The sequence below is a fragment of the Glaciecola sp. G7-5 genome, from assembly GCF_055808975.1.
In genome coordinates this window covers 403,494-420,538 of sequence record NZ_CM147892.1, presented here as the reverse complement: position 1 = coordinate 420,538, position 17,045 = coordinate 403,494, and the positions used below count along the sequence as shown (strand labels likewise).

At 42.6% G+C, this 17,045-nt stretch carries 9 protein-coding genes; 3 read left to right on the top strand and 6 right to left on the bottom strand.

The features are described from left to right. Positions 1–58 precede the first annotated feature (58 nt). Together AC0L6H_RS01765 and AC0L6H_RS01760 are read left to right on the top strand one after the other, a co-directional pair. Positions 59–2,338 carry a dehydrogenase E1 component subunit alpha/beta gene (locus tag AC0L6H_RS01765; RefSeq protein WP_473392216.1) on the top strand — a complete coding sequence of 760 codons (2,280 nt, stop codon included), beginning with the start codon at positions 59–61 and terminating at the stop codon, positions 2,336–2,338. After that, the gene (locus AC0L6H_RS01760; protein ID WP_473392214.1) at positions 2,338–3,387 is read left to right on the top strand and encodes an ACP S-malonyltransferase; all 1,050 of its coding nucleotides are present in this window, start codon (positions 2,338–2,340) and stop codon (positions 3,385–3,387) included. Before AC0L6H_RS01765 ends, AC0L6H_RS01760 begins: the two co-directional genes overlap by 1 nt. Before the next feature lie 12 nt (positions 3,388–3,399). Here the strand turns inward: AC0L6H_RS01760 and AC0L6H_RS01755 are convergent, their stop codons facing one another. The 6 genes from AC0L6H_RS01755 to AC0L6H_RS01730 all read right to left on the bottom strand — a co-directional run bounded on the left by AC0L6H_RS01755 (position 3,400) and on the right by AC0L6H_RS01730 (position 11,456). Continuing rightward, a complete protein-coding gene (locus AC0L6H_RS01755) occupies positions 3,400–5,781 on the bottom strand; it encodes an efflux RND transporter permease subunit (protein ID WP_473392213.1) in 2,382 nt (793 codons plus the stop codon). Between the two features lie 6 nt (positions 5,782–5,787). Next, the gene (locus AC0L6H_RS01750) at positions 5,788–6,684 is read right to left on the bottom strand and encodes an MlaA family lipoprotein (RefSeq protein WP_473392212.1); all 897 of its coding nucleotides are present in this window, start codon (positions 6,682–6,684) and stop codon (positions 5,788–5,790) included. A 275-nt stretch (positions 6,685–6,959) separates the two neighbouring features. After that, on the bottom strand, positions 6,960–7,517 hold the full coding sequence (locus tag AC0L6H_RS01745) for a hypothetical protein (protein WP_473392210.1): 558 nt from the start codon (positions 7,515–7,517) through the stop codon (positions 6,960–6,962). Between the two features lie 2 nt (positions 7,518–7,519). Beyond that, on the bottom strand, positions 7,520–8,020 hold the full coding sequence (locus tag AC0L6H_RS01740) for an RNA polymerase sigma factor (protein ID WP_473392209.1): 501 nt from the start codon (positions 8,018–8,020) through the stop codon (positions 7,520–7,522). 40 nt (positions 8,021–8,060) lie between these two features. After that, positions 8,061–8,762: a hypothetical protein gene (locus AC0L6H_RS01735; protein WP_473392207.1), complete on the bottom strand. Its 702-nt coding sequence runs from the start codon at positions 8,760–8,762 to the stop codon at positions 8,061–8,063. 168 nt (positions 8,763–8,930) lie between these two features. Next, positions 8,931–11,456: a S8 family peptidase gene (locus AC0L6H_RS01730; RefSeq protein ID WP_473392206.1), complete on the bottom strand. Its 2,526-nt coding sequence runs from the start codon at positions 11,454–11,456 to the stop codon at positions 8,931–8,933. Positions 11,457–11,972: 516 nt separating this feature from the next. Between AC0L6H_RS01730 and AC0L6H_RS01725 the strand changes: the two genes are divergently transcribed. Then, complete coding sequence (locus AC0L6H_RS01725; RefSeq protein WP_473392205.1) at positions 11,973–16,970, top strand: glycoside hydrolase family 16 protein; 4,998 nt, start codon at positions 11,973–11,975, stop codon at positions 16,968–16,970. The last annotated feature ends 75 nt before the right edge of the window (positions 16,971–17,045 follow it).

Sequence of the window (17,045 nt, the reverse complement as noted above, 5' to 3'; positions counted from 1 at the left end):
GAACTAGCGTGAGTATGCAGTCACTCACCCTAGTGCCCAAAATATTTGCGGAGTTCGCATGTCTAATCGTAATCAATTGGTAAGAGACAATTTTATCAATCTTGTTCGCAGGGGCAATCTGCCAAGCTCAACAACGACTTTGTCCCCCAGTGATGTTGGTTTAAGCCACAGTGAAGTGGTGGATTTATTTGAGTCGCAGGTGATGAGCCGCCACCTTGATTTACAATCTCGCATTATGCAAAAAAATGGCCAAAGTTTTTATACTATTGGTAGTTCGGGTCACGAGGGTAACGCTGCCTACGCAAAGGCATTTAGACCAAGCGACATGGCGTTTTTACATTACAGAAGCGGCGCTTTTTTTATACAGCGCAGTAAGCAAGTTAGTGGCCAAACACCACTATACGACATGTTGTTATCGTTTGCGGCCTCAAAGGATGATCCTAGTTCTGGCGGGCGACATAAAGTACTTGGTAGCAAAGCTTTGTCTATTCCACCCCAAACCAGCACGATTGCGTCACATTTGCCCAAAGCAATGGGAGCGGCTTACAGCATTCCTTTGGCAAAGCGACTTGCACTTGAGGGCAAAATACCCCAAGACGGGCTTATCGTATGTAACTTTGGTGATGCATCTTCAAATCATTCAACTACGCAAGGTGCACTTAACAGCACCGCTTGGGCAGCTTACCAGTCAATTCGTATGCCCATCGTGTTTGTGTGTGAAGACAACGGCATTGGTATTTCGACCGCGACACCAGCGGGCTGGGTTGCGGCCAATTATAAAAACAGAGCGGGCCTTAATTACCTGTATTGTGACGGCCTAAATTTACTCGATACCTACCAAAAAGCTAAGCAGGCTGAACACATTGCACGAGTGCAAGGCAAACCTGTATTTTTACATATGCGAACGGTAAGGATATTAGGGCATGCAGGATCAGATGCCGAATTTGTATATCGTAAAATGTCTGATATCGAAGCCACTGAGTTTCAAGACCCCTTATTGCATAGCGCAAGAATATTGCTTGATAATAATATTCTTAGCGCCGACGAAATCATTGCCATATACGAAAGCATAGAAAATAGAATTGCACATGTTGCTAAGCGCGCCGCTAGCAAATTAAAATTAGAAACGGCTACAGATGTTAAGCGCAGTATTATTCCGCCTACACTCCCCGTTGATGCGCTTAACCACAGCTATAAACCAAAGACACAAAGCCAGCGCATGCCCCTTTTTGCGCATGAAAAGCATAATTTGAACAAAAAACAGCATTTAGCCAAGTTGCTTAATTGGGCACTGATGGACTTAATGGCTGAAAACGAAAACATGGTAATGTGCGGTGAAGACATCGCAACAAAAGGCGGGGTGTACAATGTAACAAGTAAACTCTCGGAACGTTTTTCAAAAAACCGCGTGATTAACACCTTGTTAGACGAGCAATCTATTTTAGGCTTAGCCATAGGCATGGCCCATAACGGATTTTTGCCCGTCCCTGAAATTCAATTTTTGGCTTATGTGCACAACGCAGAAGACCAAATAAGAGGGGAGGCGGCAACCCTACCTTTCTTTTCAAATGGACAATTTAGTAATCCAATGGTGGTTAGGATTGCAGGCCTAGCCTATCAAAAAGGCTTTGGTGGGCATTTCCATAACGACAACTCTTTTGCCGTTTTCAGAGATATCCCCGGGCTCATATTAGCTTGTCCTTCAAACGGCGCTGATGCAGTCGACATGATCCGCACCAGTGTACAACTAGCTCGTGAGCAGCGCCGCTTAGTAGTCTTTTTAGAGCCTATCGCACTTTACATGACCAAAGACCTGCATGATGAAGGAGACGGTTTGTGGTTGTCGCAATATCAAGCCCCATCAACACAAGCGCAGTCTTTAGAGAACAAACAAAGCATCAGCGTTTATGGGGAAGGTAAAAGCGTGTGTATTTTGTCCTATGGAAATGGCTATTACTTATCTAGGCAGGCTGAAAAAATACTTAATGAGCAAGGCGTTGAGTGCCGTGTAGTAGACCTGCGTTGGCTTGCACCCTTAGATGAGAAGGGCATTATTGAACAAGCTCAGCTTTGTGACAATGTCCTTATTGTGGATGAATGTAGACAGACCGGCTCTATCAGTGAGGCTTTGTATACCTTGTTGGCCGAGTCTGCTGTTGGTAAAGCACCTATCAAAATTAGCCGAATTACTGCGCATGATAGTTTCATTCCACTGGGCAGCGCAGCTTATCACGTTTTACCTTCAGCTAGGCAAATTGTGCAAGAAGTCTTAAATTTGGTCGGGCTCGAAAATAATATTCAAAGCGAAAGTGCACAAGATAAGAAAGGGAAAGCCTAATGACAGCTGTAAAAGAAAAAACCAGAGCGCTTGTTATTTGTCCTGGTCGCGGCACCTACAATAAAGAAGATTTAGGCTATTTGCAGCGCTTGCACCCTGACAAAGTCGAGATTGTTAATCATATTGATGCCTACCGAAAGCAAAAGCAGCAAGTCAGTATTCAAAAACTAGATAGCGCAGAGCAGTACAATATGCGCAATCATACCGCCGGTGAAAATGCATCTGCACTGATTTACGCTTGCGCAATTTCGGATTTTGAATCAATTAATCAAGACGAGTATGAAATTGTTGCGGTTACCGGTAATTCGATGGGATGGTATATAGCATTAGCCGCGGCCGGTGCTTTGACCCGAGACGCAGCTATTGAGCTTATTAACACTATGGGCTCAATGATGAGCAAAGGCGTCATTGGCGGGCAAATGATTTACCCGATTACGGATGAAAACTGGGTGCTTGATGAACAAGCCGTTGCAATGATTGAACAAGCATTGTTTGAGGTAAACAAGCAAGCAGATTGTGAAGTCTATGTGTCGATAAAGTTGGGTGGCTATGTTGTTTTTGGTGGCAACAAAAAAGGCCTAAAAGCCTTAGAACACGTACTACCTAAAGTACAAGACCGCTACCCGATGAACTTGTTTAATCATGCTGCGTTTCATACACCATTGTTGAACGACACTTCCGCTCAAGCAAAGTCGATATTAGCGCCGTCTTTATTTAAGGCGCCTTCGTTACCTTTAATTGATGGCCTTGGCCAAATATGGCAACCCTACAGTTGCGATCCTCAAGCCTTATATGAGTATACGCTGGGCACCCAAGTCGTTGAAACCTATGACTTTACTAAAGCTATCGAGGTTGCTGTTAAAGAATTTGCGCCCGACAAGCTAATCGTTTTAGGGCCTGGAGCAACCCTAGGAGGCGCAGTTGCTCAAAGTCTGATTCAACATGAATGGTTGGGCCTGCAAAGCAAAAAAGACTTTATTTCATTGCAGAAAACAGACCCTTTTATCCTCGCTATGGGGCTTAACGACCAACGTAAATTGGTCATTTAAGGGCCCTTTATCTCATTCCTCGCTTTTGCGTTTTAGCGTAAAGGTTTTAAGGAGCGCCGGCAGCACGGTCAAATCGGTAATAAAGGCAAATATCATTGCGCAGGCGGTGAGTAAGCCAAAATAGACACTTGGCATAAAATCAGAAAACATAAACATACTAAAGCCAACGGCAATAAGCGTTGAGGTAAAGGTAATGGCAAGACCTGTATGAGCATATGAACTGTCCATCTCTTCGCCGCTAGGTGCACTTAAAAATGCGTCAGTAAAATGTATTGTATCGTCAATCGCAATGCCCATTGCAATCGCGGCAATCGTTATGGTCATCAAGTCCAAAGGAATGCCTGACCATCCAATTAAGCCTAAAATAGCAGTGGTTGAAATTATATTTGGGACAAGGGCAATTAAGGCAATTTTGATGGAACGAAAGACCAGTAACAAGATTATGGCAATCGCCACGTAAACGATGCCCAGCGTTGCAATTTGAGAGTCAAATAAGCGCGAAAGAATATCCTGATACAAAACAAATAGGCTGGTGAGCTTATACTGCTGCTCGTCAAAGCCGGCTATTTTCAAATCATTTTTGATATCTTGTAATAGCTTTGCTCGATTCAAATCAGGCAAAGTATCTTGTATTCGGGTAGAGATGCGCATGGTGTTTGATTCAAGATCAAGATAGGGCCCAAGCAGGCTATCGATTACTTTTTCATCAACAAGTTTATAAATAGCATCAAGTTCGTATTCTGTCAGAGGCTTGTTGTCGTTTAACTGTTTTGCCAAGGTGGTAAAGTTAATGATTGAGGTTACGTTCCCGGTTGCCTCAAAAGCATCTATAGCCGCATGACCCAAATGCAGCGTGTTAATTTGCTTAGCTTCTAAAAAGACACGATCGTTGCTGTCATCAATATCAATAATAATATCTAGTGGGGTTGAACCGCCAAATTCTTGGTCAATAAAGCTGAGTTCTTGATGAATTTTTGTATCTTCATGAAAGTAGTCTATAAAGCTATTTTCAACATTCAGTTTTGTTATTCCTACACTAACCAGACACAAACAAACGATGGGCACAATGAAGGCAAGTTTGCTGTATTTGCTTACGACGTTTTTTGTTTTGTTAAGTAATTTGGTAATGAAAGCATGTTCATTACTTTCCTCATGGGGATTAAGCAAACTCAGTGCTGCCGGAAAAACAATAAGTGCCACGCACAAAGTTACGGCATTTGATATCAACATCATTATGCCAAAGTCGATGACAGGCTGTATTCCACTAAAAATCAGTGAACCGAAACCAACAGACGTGGTGATTGCTGCATAAAAGCAAGGGGCCAGCTTTTCTTTTAAAGTTTGCTCAATTCGCTGTGCTTGGGATAAGTCTGATGATTTTCGGCTAATTTCGCGATAACAGGTAATTAAATGTAGCATTATTGCTAGGGTCAGAATGATTTGCAGGGCAACAAAATTGGCTGAAATAACCGTCGCGGGTATTTTTGCCCATGCAAGGATACCAAGGGTCGCAACAACACTCGTCGCGCAGGCAAACATGGGAAATATCACCCATTTTACGCTGCGGAATAAAGCCAGCAAAAGGGCACTGATTAGCAAAATGATGCCTAAACCAAAATAAATAAGATCTTGCCTGACTATTTCTACCAAGCGAATGCCAACAACATAGCTTCCACCAATGTACAATTGTGCATCTTGGGTCACATCATTAATGATGCTTTCAATCTGTTTTACTTCGTCGAGTCGCTGTTTGCCTATTTCTTCTTCAATTTGCAGTGTTTGTTCGCGCAAGCTTTCCAATTGCTCTTGGTCAGCATCTGACAGTTCGCCGTTTAAGCTCTTCTTCTGTATATCAACAATTTGCGTATTTAGCTTCTCTAATTCAGGGTTGGATTTAAACACAAGCTGAATTGCTGTGGCGGTGTTTTCTTTATTTATCAGCAGGTCAGTAAAGATTGGGTGCTGGCTTAGCATAGTGCGCATTTTTTCGGGGCTATAGCGCAGATTCTCGTAATTTAGTTTATTTACATCAACCGAGCCTGTCAGTTGAGCGCGGCTTTCGATAAGGGGCACAGATAACATCGAGTTTACTGTTTCAACGCGCTCTATTTCTTTGAATCGCGCGCTGAGGGTTTCGATGGCATTAAATGTTTCTTGTGTAAATACATCTTTTGAGTCAGGTTGATAAGCGATTAAGATAAATTCTGAGGGATTAAATTTTTGGTTTGCCACCTGCGTTTGAATGTAAATTTTGTTGTTTTTGGTGAGCAAAGTGTCAGCCGAAGCATCAATTCTAAAATTGGTAGCGCTAAGGCCTAGTCCAACTATGGCCAGAGCAAATATCACGAGAATGTGAATATTGAACTTGAGTATCGTTTTAATCATTATATTCATGAATAATTACTCGTTTTCTTGTTCAGAAGATGCTGACTTAGGCGCAACATTTACTTCACTTTGCTCTTGTTTAGCGATGTCGTCGCGATTCCGACTTTGAATATATTGATTGCGGAAGTAACTGTAAGGGTCTTGTGCATTTTCATGTAAAACTTCGTAAATCTCGGCTTGAGAAGAAAAATCATGAAATCCGTCTATCACTCTGGCTGCAGTATCTTTGGGTGCGTTGAGGACGTATTTGGTTGGGTGCACTAAGCTCTCGGTAACAATAGAGCTAGCGCCCCTGACGTCAGACTGACCTAAAAAGGGAAGCACTAAATAGGCGCCACTGCCAACACCATATTTTGATAAAGTTTGCGAGAAGGCTTGAGGTTTTTCTTCAATCTCAAACCACGCGGTGGCTGGGTCAAAAACGCCTAACAAACCCACAGTGCTGTTGATCAAAAAACGTCCTAGGTTGGCGCCTGCTTCGCTAAATTCGCCACTTAAGGTGTTATTAATAAGATTTAAAGGCTCTACAATATTGCTAAACACATTCGAGACTGATTTTTGAACGGGTTCTGGCACCACTGCGTTATACCCTTTGGCTGCGGGAATAAGTGCATATTTATAGGCATAATGGTTAAACTGGAAAATGGGTCTATTTATCGCTTCTAAGGGGTCGTAATACAGTGGACTGTCGTCTGCCGCAACGGCACGGTCGGTAGTAGCTACAACCGTTGGCTCAATCTGCAAAGTGCCGTTGCTGGTTTCTATTTCTGTGCTTTGATATTCGGATAAATCTTGAACTTCTGATGATGTAGATTGTGTGTTTGTAGTCTCGGTGACATTTGGATTTGATGCGCAGCTGCACAAGAGCGATATACTTATTAGCAACATTATTGTTTTTATTTGAACCAGCATGTTTTTTCCTTTTTATACCTTAGGAATAATAAGATCCTAATATAGTCTTCATTCTTGTTATGCATCACTACTGTGTTGCCTAATTATTGCCTCATTACGTCATTACCTTACTGCATTTGCATTTTTGAGACCAATTTTAATAATATAATAGAAGAATAAAAACGACCATTATTCATGTACTTAACTTTTGTAAGATTATAAGCAGTCATAAAAAGTATGTAAGCCTTATAAGTCTAGGTAATTTTTACTTAGCGCAAGGAAGAAAGCGGAAACTCTTAAGGCCAGAGTAAACTATCTAATTTTGCCAGTTTTTTAGCTAATCTTTTGCGTAAAATATAGTAGCGACAAAATGTCATTACGAGCACAGGGCATTGCACAGCAATAAGGGTAAATAATACAGTTTGGTGCTCTGTAAAAACGTCGAATAATATGAAGCTCACTAAACCAATAAATAATATTGCGAATAGGAAAAGAGATACAGTCCAATAAGAAACTTGCGTTTTAAGTGATGCTCGTTTGTATTTCAGAAGTTGCGATACGTCAAGTGTCTCAATGCGTTGAGCAGTTCGACTTTGCTCATATGCCCATACTGAAAAACCGATTGGTACAACTGAAAGCGCACAGAATAACACGCTCATGGTGAAGCTTTCGCTTAAAAATAATCCGCAATAAACACACCATAAACTTACGAGTATGCTGGCGAAAACTTCAACTAAGCGCTTTCGCTTTTCTCGTCTTTGTGATCTTTCTACCTCACGTAGAAGTTCATTTGCATCAATTGAAGGAGTTGATGCATAAAATGATTGCTGCCACTTTGCTAATTGTTCATCCATATTTATTCTCTACAATATGTTTTTAATAACTGCTTTGCTCGACTACTGCGTTTCGCTATTGTTGCTTCATTTATGCCAAGTACTTGTGCGATTTCGCTTTGGGTGAAACCCTCTAATTCCATCGTTATGACCTGTTTGTGGCCAACACTTAGGCGTTGAATTGCACTTAATAAGTCTATTGACTGCTCTGTAGAAGCCGTTTTCGCTGGTATTACATCAATGGCTTCCTCGACATCTACTAAGGGATGATTGTTTCTCTGTTGCTTGAGCACGTGATCAACGCTACGATTATGGGCGATACGCGCAATATAGGTTTTTAAACTGGCTTTATCTTCAAATTTATCAAGGCCATTAAGTAAGGCCAGACATATGTCTTGCACTAAATCTTCTTGATACCTTTTGTCTGCTTCATACGAAGCAGCAATCCTCGCTAGTAGCGGCATGTATGTTTGCAATACATGCTCTATGCTGATCTTGCTTTTTTTAGATTTAAAAAAATTCACTATTTAGTAACTTGATTCATACGCTGGTGTTAAACAAACTTTACTTGTTATCAGAAGATAATTGCTGAAATGCGCTGTATTGCACACACATTAAGAAAGGTGCGAATAGGATAACACTTAATGCAAACGTTACGGGCGCTAAAAATAACATTAGTGCGTTAAGAATCACTAAGCTAAATATTCCTTTATAGCCGTTTTTTAACATTTTCGCGTTAGTGAGAATCGCGGATTTAACATTCATCTTGCGCAAAAGAATCAAAGGAGCGATAAACATTGTAAGTACACTCAAGGGCGCCCCCGCAGCAAAAATAATACCTAAATTGTCTGCAGACACCTCAGTTAATGTAGCAAACATTAAAAGTGCTATGCCGTCTTGACCAAGTATAACCCATGCCATTAACAGCTGGCTGACAAAAGGTAAGAGCAAAAGCGGTAAACAAAACAAAATACGCCCCCAGTTTTTTGTCCGAAAAATCGTTTTTAGTTCTAATTTACCTTCTTTGTTTAAAGAATTAAGCACAAGCCAAAAACTGGCTCCCAGTAATACCATGATGACTTTTGAGAGAATAATATTGAAAGAGGATGGTAGTACTTGTAATACGCCTTCAATAACAATAAAACTGATAAGCAAAAGCGTGAGTTTAAAAGGTGCGCTGAGAAATAGACGCTTGCCTGTCTTGAGCCAAGAAATTAATTGAGCTTCTGAGTTGTCATCAGATAACTGCCGGATTAATGTTGTCATGGTGTTTGCCTTTTTTGTGAATGTATTGATATAGACGATGGGACAACATAAATCCTGACATTTTATTTTGGTTTAATTTAGGTTTGCTTATTTTGCGGCTGTTCAATACATAAAAAAACGGCCTACTTATGGAATATAAGTAGGCCGTTAACACTATGATTGTCGGTTTTATTCGTGGTCAACCCATTTTGTTTCTACAGAGTTACTCGAAACACTTCGGTTGCGCCATAATTGTGAATCGGATTCAAAAGACCTATTTCTCCACAATTGTGAATCACTACTCACATTGCGGTTGCGCCATAGTTGGGAGTCAGCTTCAAAAGAACGGTTTCTCCATAACTGTGAATTGCTTTCAAATTCTGTATGCTCCCATAGCTGAGAATTACTGTTAAAACCGCGATTTCGCCATAGTTGAGAATCACTGTCTACATCCGAATTGCTCCAAGTATGGGCATATACGTACTCTCCTGACCAACTTAAGGTTTCAAGACCCGGGATGAAGTAATCTCCATTTTCTTCTGTGAGTTGCACAGGGCCAATAAAGTGATCGGTATCGCTTAGTTCTGTTGCAATAGACAAACCAATATTTGCACATCCGCTCTCAGTGCTTTCAATCGCTGCCATTGCATCAACTAAACCAGCACCTTGTTGGAAAATACTATAGGCGAGTTCGCCAACATCATTGGTTGCCGCTCTAGCGCTGCTAATTAAGCGACATTTAATATCGTCTGGGCTTAAGCTTGGGTCTGCTTGTAGCATAAGCGCTACTATGCCCGACGTAACCGCCGTTGCTTGTGAGGTACCCGACAATTCGAAGTAATCGTGTTCACCAATATTTTCTTCGCTATACAAAGCATATTGCTCACGAATGTAGGTAGTATCGCTCATTAAACCCTGAATACGAGCACCTGGTGCAACTATCTCTGGTTTCACAAATCCTTCATAGGTTGGGCCTGCGCTAGAAAATGAAGTCACAAAATCATCGTTCATATCATATGGCGTGTAATTATCTGAAGTAGCACCTACGGTAATAAAGTAAGGGGTGTTGCCAGGCACGCCAATGGTCATGGCGTCAGAGCCTCTGTTACCTGCTGAAGCGATTACCGTGATGCCGGCATCCCATAATTTCATCAATGCTTGGTTTAGCGGATCGTCCCAGTAAAGTGAACTAGGTAAGGTGCTAAACGATAGATTCAAGACTTTAATATCAAGTACGTCTTTGTTCTCAAGAATGTATTCAATGGATTTAAGAATATTTAAGTAAGTTGAATGGCCTTGCTCGTCAAAGGCACGAATGACTACTAAGTTGACGTCGGGCGCAATGCCATTATAGCCGCCATTTAAATAGCCATCTTGGTTATAACTCTGACTTGAGTTAGCAATAATACTAGACAAATGCGTACCGTGGCCATTTTCATCGTTAGTGTTTGTGCCATACTCAGATTCATTTAACACGTCAACATGCGTGATAAAACGGTCCGAGCCATTAGATGTTGTATTTATTGCGTCGAAGCTATTAATACCGGTATCTAAGATAGCCACTGTTACACCATAACCTGTAATGCCTGATGCATGTGCTTGGTCAGCATTCACAATTTTAGCGAAGTAGGTGTCGCGATCAACACCCTGTTCATTGCTGTTGTTTGCCACCATAACACTTTCTTGTGAACCATCAGAATACCCTACTCGCAGTGAATAACGGTCCATTGAAACCGAGCTTAGTGTATCGAACTCGATTCTAATATCTGCATTTGCTCCTGGTAGCAGCTCGATGGGTAATACTAGATTAAGATGATCAACACTTAATAATTCGAAATCCCTGACTACATCGTTAATAATAATAGATTTAATCGCACCATTAGATTCAGGGAACGATACTGATAAGTTACTGATCTCTTTATCAATACCGGAACTATTTGTCATAATCCAGCTTATTTGACTGCTATCCACATATGATTTAAACATGCCGAATATAGAAGTAAGGTCAATATCTATACCTAAATGTGTCAGTCCATTTTCAACACGGTCAATAACGTTAGCGCCTTCAGATGTGGCAAGGAAAGTGGTTAGCGAAGTTGTTTCTGTTACAGTTTTTACGGGTACTTTGTCTGTCACATTGAGTAGCATGTTAAAAAATGAGTCTGTGCTTTTAGATGATACGACTACTTCTTCTTCTAACGCATAAGGCGCCAAGGTTTGTGTAGCGCCAGGAGCAGATTCTTCACTGTCGCCACTATCGTTCTGGCCAAACAGTAAAGCGAATAAGCTCGTACTTTCTTCGACTTCTTCGCTTGGTGCTGCAACTACATTGCTGGCTTCTTCAACAACAGGGCTTTCTTCTTCATAAGACCGCGAATAGCTTTTGCTGCGACTCTTGCGCCGACTGATCTCTACCTTTTGATCTTTGAACGCCTGAAGCTTAGGGTTGATGTCTTTTAACAATTTAATTTGATTATTGGTTAATTTTACCGACACTGCTTGAATAACAGAGTGAGCAAATACCACCTCGCCGCCAACTTTATTTACATCTGCAATGATGCTTTGTTGGTCAGCGCCTTGTAGTATATATTCTGTAAGTGACTCACTTTGTGCTAACTGGGGCTGCTCGAAAGACTTTTCTAACAGAAATCGCTCAGTTGACACAGCAAGGGCAAGTGTTGCAATCATTCCACCTAAGATTAAATTTTTTCTCATTTTCTACGTCACCTACTACTTCAAAAAGAAACATGCTCATTGGTAAATTTGTTTCTTTTTTGGGTTAAGTTGCTTTGCTACGACTAAAGCAAAAAATACGCCATTTTGATAAGTTACTGTTTTTTATTATTATGTGTAAAAATTAAACGTTTTTTTAGGATGGTTAATTAAAAATTGAAGTGAAAATATGAACAAATAAAAATATGAATAAATTTATGACTAAAAAAATAAAATATGACTTAAGTTTTAATTCATATTTTAATGAGTATGAGGCATTTTGTTTTTTGCTTGATAGTCAGTACAAGTAAATGTTTTTGCACTATAGGGTGAGCGAACAAGCGTTTTAGCATAGCTAGTCCACTCTACCTGTAAAAAAGTTCGTTTAGTCTCGTTTGTGTTTTCGATTGTTAATAAGATGTTTAATATATATTACTGAAATAATAAGCTAATTGGATACTGTTTTGCTGTACAAAATTGTATCCGTTGAATACCTAACTTGCTTCATAGGGATGAGTAATGAAAAAATCAATTTTGTATTCGTCGAGGCTCGCTGCGCTAATCGCTGCAGCCGTCTTGGCTGGTTGTGGCGGAGGAAGTAGCGTTGAAACTTCTACCGACCTCAATGCAGTAGACACCAGTGTACCAGTTGACGATTGGCAACTAGTATGGGCCGATGAATTTGAAGGGTCGTCTATCGATTCGTCAAAGTGGACCCACGAAGTTAATTGTGACGGTGGAGGTAACCAAGAAAGACAATGTTACACCGCTGACCCAAGTAACTCCTATGTTGACAACGGTTCACTAAAAATAGTCGCTAAACCGGCTGAAGATGCTGACGCATCACAACCGTACACGTCAGCAAGAATGAACTCACGATACAAAGCGGATTTTAAATATGGCCGCTTTGAGATGCGTGCTAAGATGCCATCTGGACAAGGCTCTTGGCCAGCATTTTGGATGATGTCGACTGACGAAAAATATGGTGGTTGGCCAAAATCTGGTGAAATCGATATTGTTGAAACGGTTAACCTTAAAGTGCTTGATGATGCGGGTGTAGAAGAATCTCGTGTATACGGTACTTTACACTACGGAAAAGATTTCCCCCTAAATTCATCGTCGGGTACCTCGCATACTCCTGATGTAAACCCAGCTGATGACTTCAACACTTACGCAGTTGAGTGGGAAGAAGGTGAGATTCGTTGGTATTTCAATGGTTACTTATACGCAACGCAACAAGCCTCAAAAGAGACATTTAACAGCAACGGTGACGCCAATGGTTTGTCGAATAGAGGTTGGTTTTTAGAACAGTTTGACCCGCTTACCGGCGAAAAGGGCGCAGAGTATAGTCCAGCACCTTTCAATGAACAGTTCTATATGATTTTGAACCTTGCTGTAGGTGGTTCTTGGCCTGAGAATGTAAACCAAGGCGGTATTGACGCAAGTGCATTTGCTGATGGACAAACTTTAGAGGTTGACTACATTCGCGTATACGAATGTGCTCAAGACCCAGTATCTGGTCAAGGCTGTGCAACCGTTAGAGCAGGGTATAATCTACCGCAGGCTGACGGCGGCGCGAAGGTTGAAGGGCGTGCGCCCATCCCTGTTCCACCATCCTCAGGTATTGTTAAAAACCTAACTATTTTTGATGATGTACTAGACTTGAACTGGCGTGCGTTTGATGACTTTGATGGCACAGACCCAGTACTTGTTGCTGATGAAGATACAGAGCGCGGCGAAGTTTATGAATTTAGCGTTGAATACACCAATGGTGGCCCAGGCGCTGTTTACGGTTTCGCAACTCGTCCGGCGTTTTTTAGCCCAAGTCCTGAAGAAACTGCACAAGCCACTCCTCATGACGCTTTCCCTATGCTAGAAACCGGTAATGTCATTCTTGACATGAAAATGGTATCAGCTCCACTTGATGCAAGTGCTCAGTGGTATGTTAAAATTGAATCAGTAGAAGCGGCGACTGCCGTTGATTTTCTGTTAACAGATTTTGGTCCTGCTCCTGTAGTTGATGAGTGGATGACTTATACAATTCCTTTGCAAACCCTTCACGATGCCGGATTAGATTTAGTCGCCATTGACATTATCATGGTTTTCCCATCATGGGGTAGCGGTGAAGGTGCACAATTTAGACTAGACAATGTTAGAATTGAAGATGACGCACAAGCTGGTATTCCTGATACTGTGCTTGAAGGTACCGACCTAGCCGCTTTCGGTGATGCGGTAAGAGACGGCGATTCGTACACTTGGCCAACAGCGTCAGAAGACTGGGCTGGTTTTGCAAATGAAACCACCGACATCTATCCAATGAGCTTCCCTTTTGGTGGTAAAATAACCTTTACCGGTAGTATTCCTGAAGGTGGTTCTGATACCAGCGTGCGATTTAGATTTGAGCGCTTACCATTCCCTGATGTTGACCCTGCGTTTGATACGCCCTCGGTTACAATCTCTGGAACAAGCCCTAGCACATACGAAATCGTGATAGACCCACAAGATCCGAGCAATACTTTTGAATCTTTCTTGTTCTACCTAAACGATCGCGACTCAACAGTTAACGTAGCAGACATTGTCGTTACACAGTTTGGCAATGGCGTGAGCGATGGTTCAGCGTCACTTGAAGGAACAGATTTAGCTTCCTTTGGGAATGCAGTGCGCGATGGTGATACCTATACTTTCCCTGCTTCTGCAGAAGTTTGGGCTGGTTTTGCTAACGAAACTACTGATATATATCCTATAAGCTTCCCCAACGGTGGTTCAATTACCTTTACTGGCGCAATTCCTGACGGTGGCGGTAATACTAATGTACGCTTTAGATTTGAGCGTTTACCTCATCCTGATGTTGACCCTGCTTTTGATACCGCATCGGTTACTGTATCGGGTAGTGATGAAGCGACCTATACAATTACCATCGACCCACAACCCGCTGCTAATACATTTGAGTCATTTATTATGTATTTGGTTGAGCGTGATTCACCCGTTATTGTGAAAGATATCGTTGTGAACGTTAACGGTAGTGCCGGTGGCGACACAGGCGGCGACACTGGTGGTGACACCGGCGGCGATACAGGTGGTGATACCGGCGGCGACACTGGCGGTGATACTGGCGGTGACACAGGTGGAGACACTGGTGGCGATGCAAGCGCTGGCGTAGACATGCTTGCCTTTGCTGATAGTGGTGCCACTCGTGACGGTGATGTATATACTTACCCTACGGGCGCAGAAGCGTGGGCTGGTTTTGCTAACGACAACGCGGCTGTATACCCATATACCTTTGAGTTTGGCGCGACCATAACCTTTAATGCTGCAGTGCCTGAAGGTGCCGCTGATGTAGGCGTATTCTTCAGACTAGAAGACAACCCTTTCCCGAATGTAGGTGTACAAGTTGACAGTGATACTGTGATGGTTTCTGGTTCTACCATGACAAGTTATACCGCAACAATTACGCCGCAAGCGGCAAACCAAGAATTCAATTCATTCTTGATGTACTTGGTAACGCAAGATATTGGCGTGACGATTACCGACATTGTGGTAACAGCTAATACAGCCGGTGGTGATACTGGCGGTGACGGCGGCGCAACAGTTGGTGTAGATATGCTTGCCTTTGATGGAAGCGGCGCCACTCGTGACGGTGATGTATATACTTACCCTACAGGCGCAGAAGCGTGGGCTGGTTTTGCTAACGACAATGCCGATGTTTACCCATATACCTTTGAGTTTGGTGGAACGGTTACTTTCAATGCTGCGGTCGCAGAAGGTGCCTCAGATGTAAGTGTATTCTTTAGACTTGAAGATAACCCATTCCCTAACGTAGGTTTGCAGGTTGATAGCGATACTGCCATTGTGTCTGGTTCAACAATGACTAGTTATACTGTTAGCTTCCCAGCACAAGCCGCTACTCAAGAATTCAATTCATTCTTGATGTACTTGGTAACGCAAGATATTGGCGTGACGATTACCGACATTGTGGTAACAGCTAATACAGATGGTGGTGATACCGGCGGTGACAATGGCGATGGTGGTTCAGATGGCGGTTCAGATACCGGTGCTACGGCACTTACAGGTACTGATTTATCGGCCTTTGGCAATGCCGTTCGCGATGGTGATACCTATACTTTCCCTTCTACTGCTGAAGCTTGGGCAGGTTTTGCCAATGAAACTACTGATATTTACCCAATGAGCTTCCCGAATGGTGGCACAGTCACATTTACTGGTGCATTACCAGATGGTGGCAGCGATACAAACGTTCGTTTCAGATTTGAACGTTTACCGCATCCTGATGTTGATCCAGCATTTGATACGGCATCGGTCACTGTGACAGGTACCACAGAAACGACCTATACCATAACAATTGAGCCTCAAGCAGCCGAGAACACGTTCTCATCATTCTTGATGTATGTGGTTGATCAGGATTCACCGGTGATTGTTAAAAACATCGTGGTGAATGTAAATGCCGGTGATACTGGTGGCGATACAGGCGGTGACAATGGCGATGGTGGTTCAGCTGGTGGTGATACAGCTACTGTAGACATGCTTGCCTTTGATGGAAGCGGCGCTACGCGTGACGGTGACGTTTATACCTTCCCTACAGGCGCAGAAGCATGGGCTGGTTTTGCTAACGACAATGCAGATGTTTACCCATACACTTTCGAGTTTGGCGGTAAAGTTAGCTTCAACGCATCAGTGCCAGATGGTTCAGCAGATGCAGGCGTTTTCTTCAGATTAGAAGACAACCCCTTCCCTAATGTTGGTTTACAAGTTGACAGTGAAACTGTGATGGTGTCAGGTTCTACAGCGACTGCTCACACGGTAAATTTTGCGCCTCAAAACGCTGCGCAAACTTTCAATTCGTTCTTGTTGTATTTAACGACTAACGATATTGGCGTGACCATGACCGATATTACGGTGACATCCAACGCAAGTGCAGCTGATATTCCAGCCCCAGTTGACAGCGCAGATAGCTCTCCATTGTTTATCGACAGTGTACGCGCAGATTGGGTTGTGTGGGATTGCTGCGGCGGTTCAACACCTGGACTTATTAACGTTGATGATCGCGGAATTGTTGCGCAGTATACGCAACCTGCCAATGGTGAGTCTGTACAAGGTGTAACCACGCGCTCAGCAGTGGGTGGCGGCGATGCGTTATTAGATGTAAGTGCGAAAGTTACTAACGGTATTCTCGCCTTTGATTTATTCATTGTGTCACGACCTGATTCAGCAATGGATTGGTTAGTGCAAATTGAATCTAACGGCGGCATCAATAACGGGGCGACAGGTGAGCAAGTTGTGCTTAACGTAACGGCAAGCAACGAAACAACAGCTCCTGCAGTTGGTCAATGGATTTCATACTCATTTGATTTAGCTGATTTAGCCAACCAAGGCCTAGATTTGAGTGCTATAGATGCAATCACAGTTTTCCCAGCGTGGGGTACTGGCGGTGGCGCGGTCTATCAACTTGACAATTTGCGTGTAGATGCAGCTGCACCTACACAAGCGTCGGCGGCAAACTAAATAGCGCGTCAAGGTGATACAACCAAAGGTGTGCATCTAACAGATGCACACAGCCCCTTAACTGGCGAAAAAGAC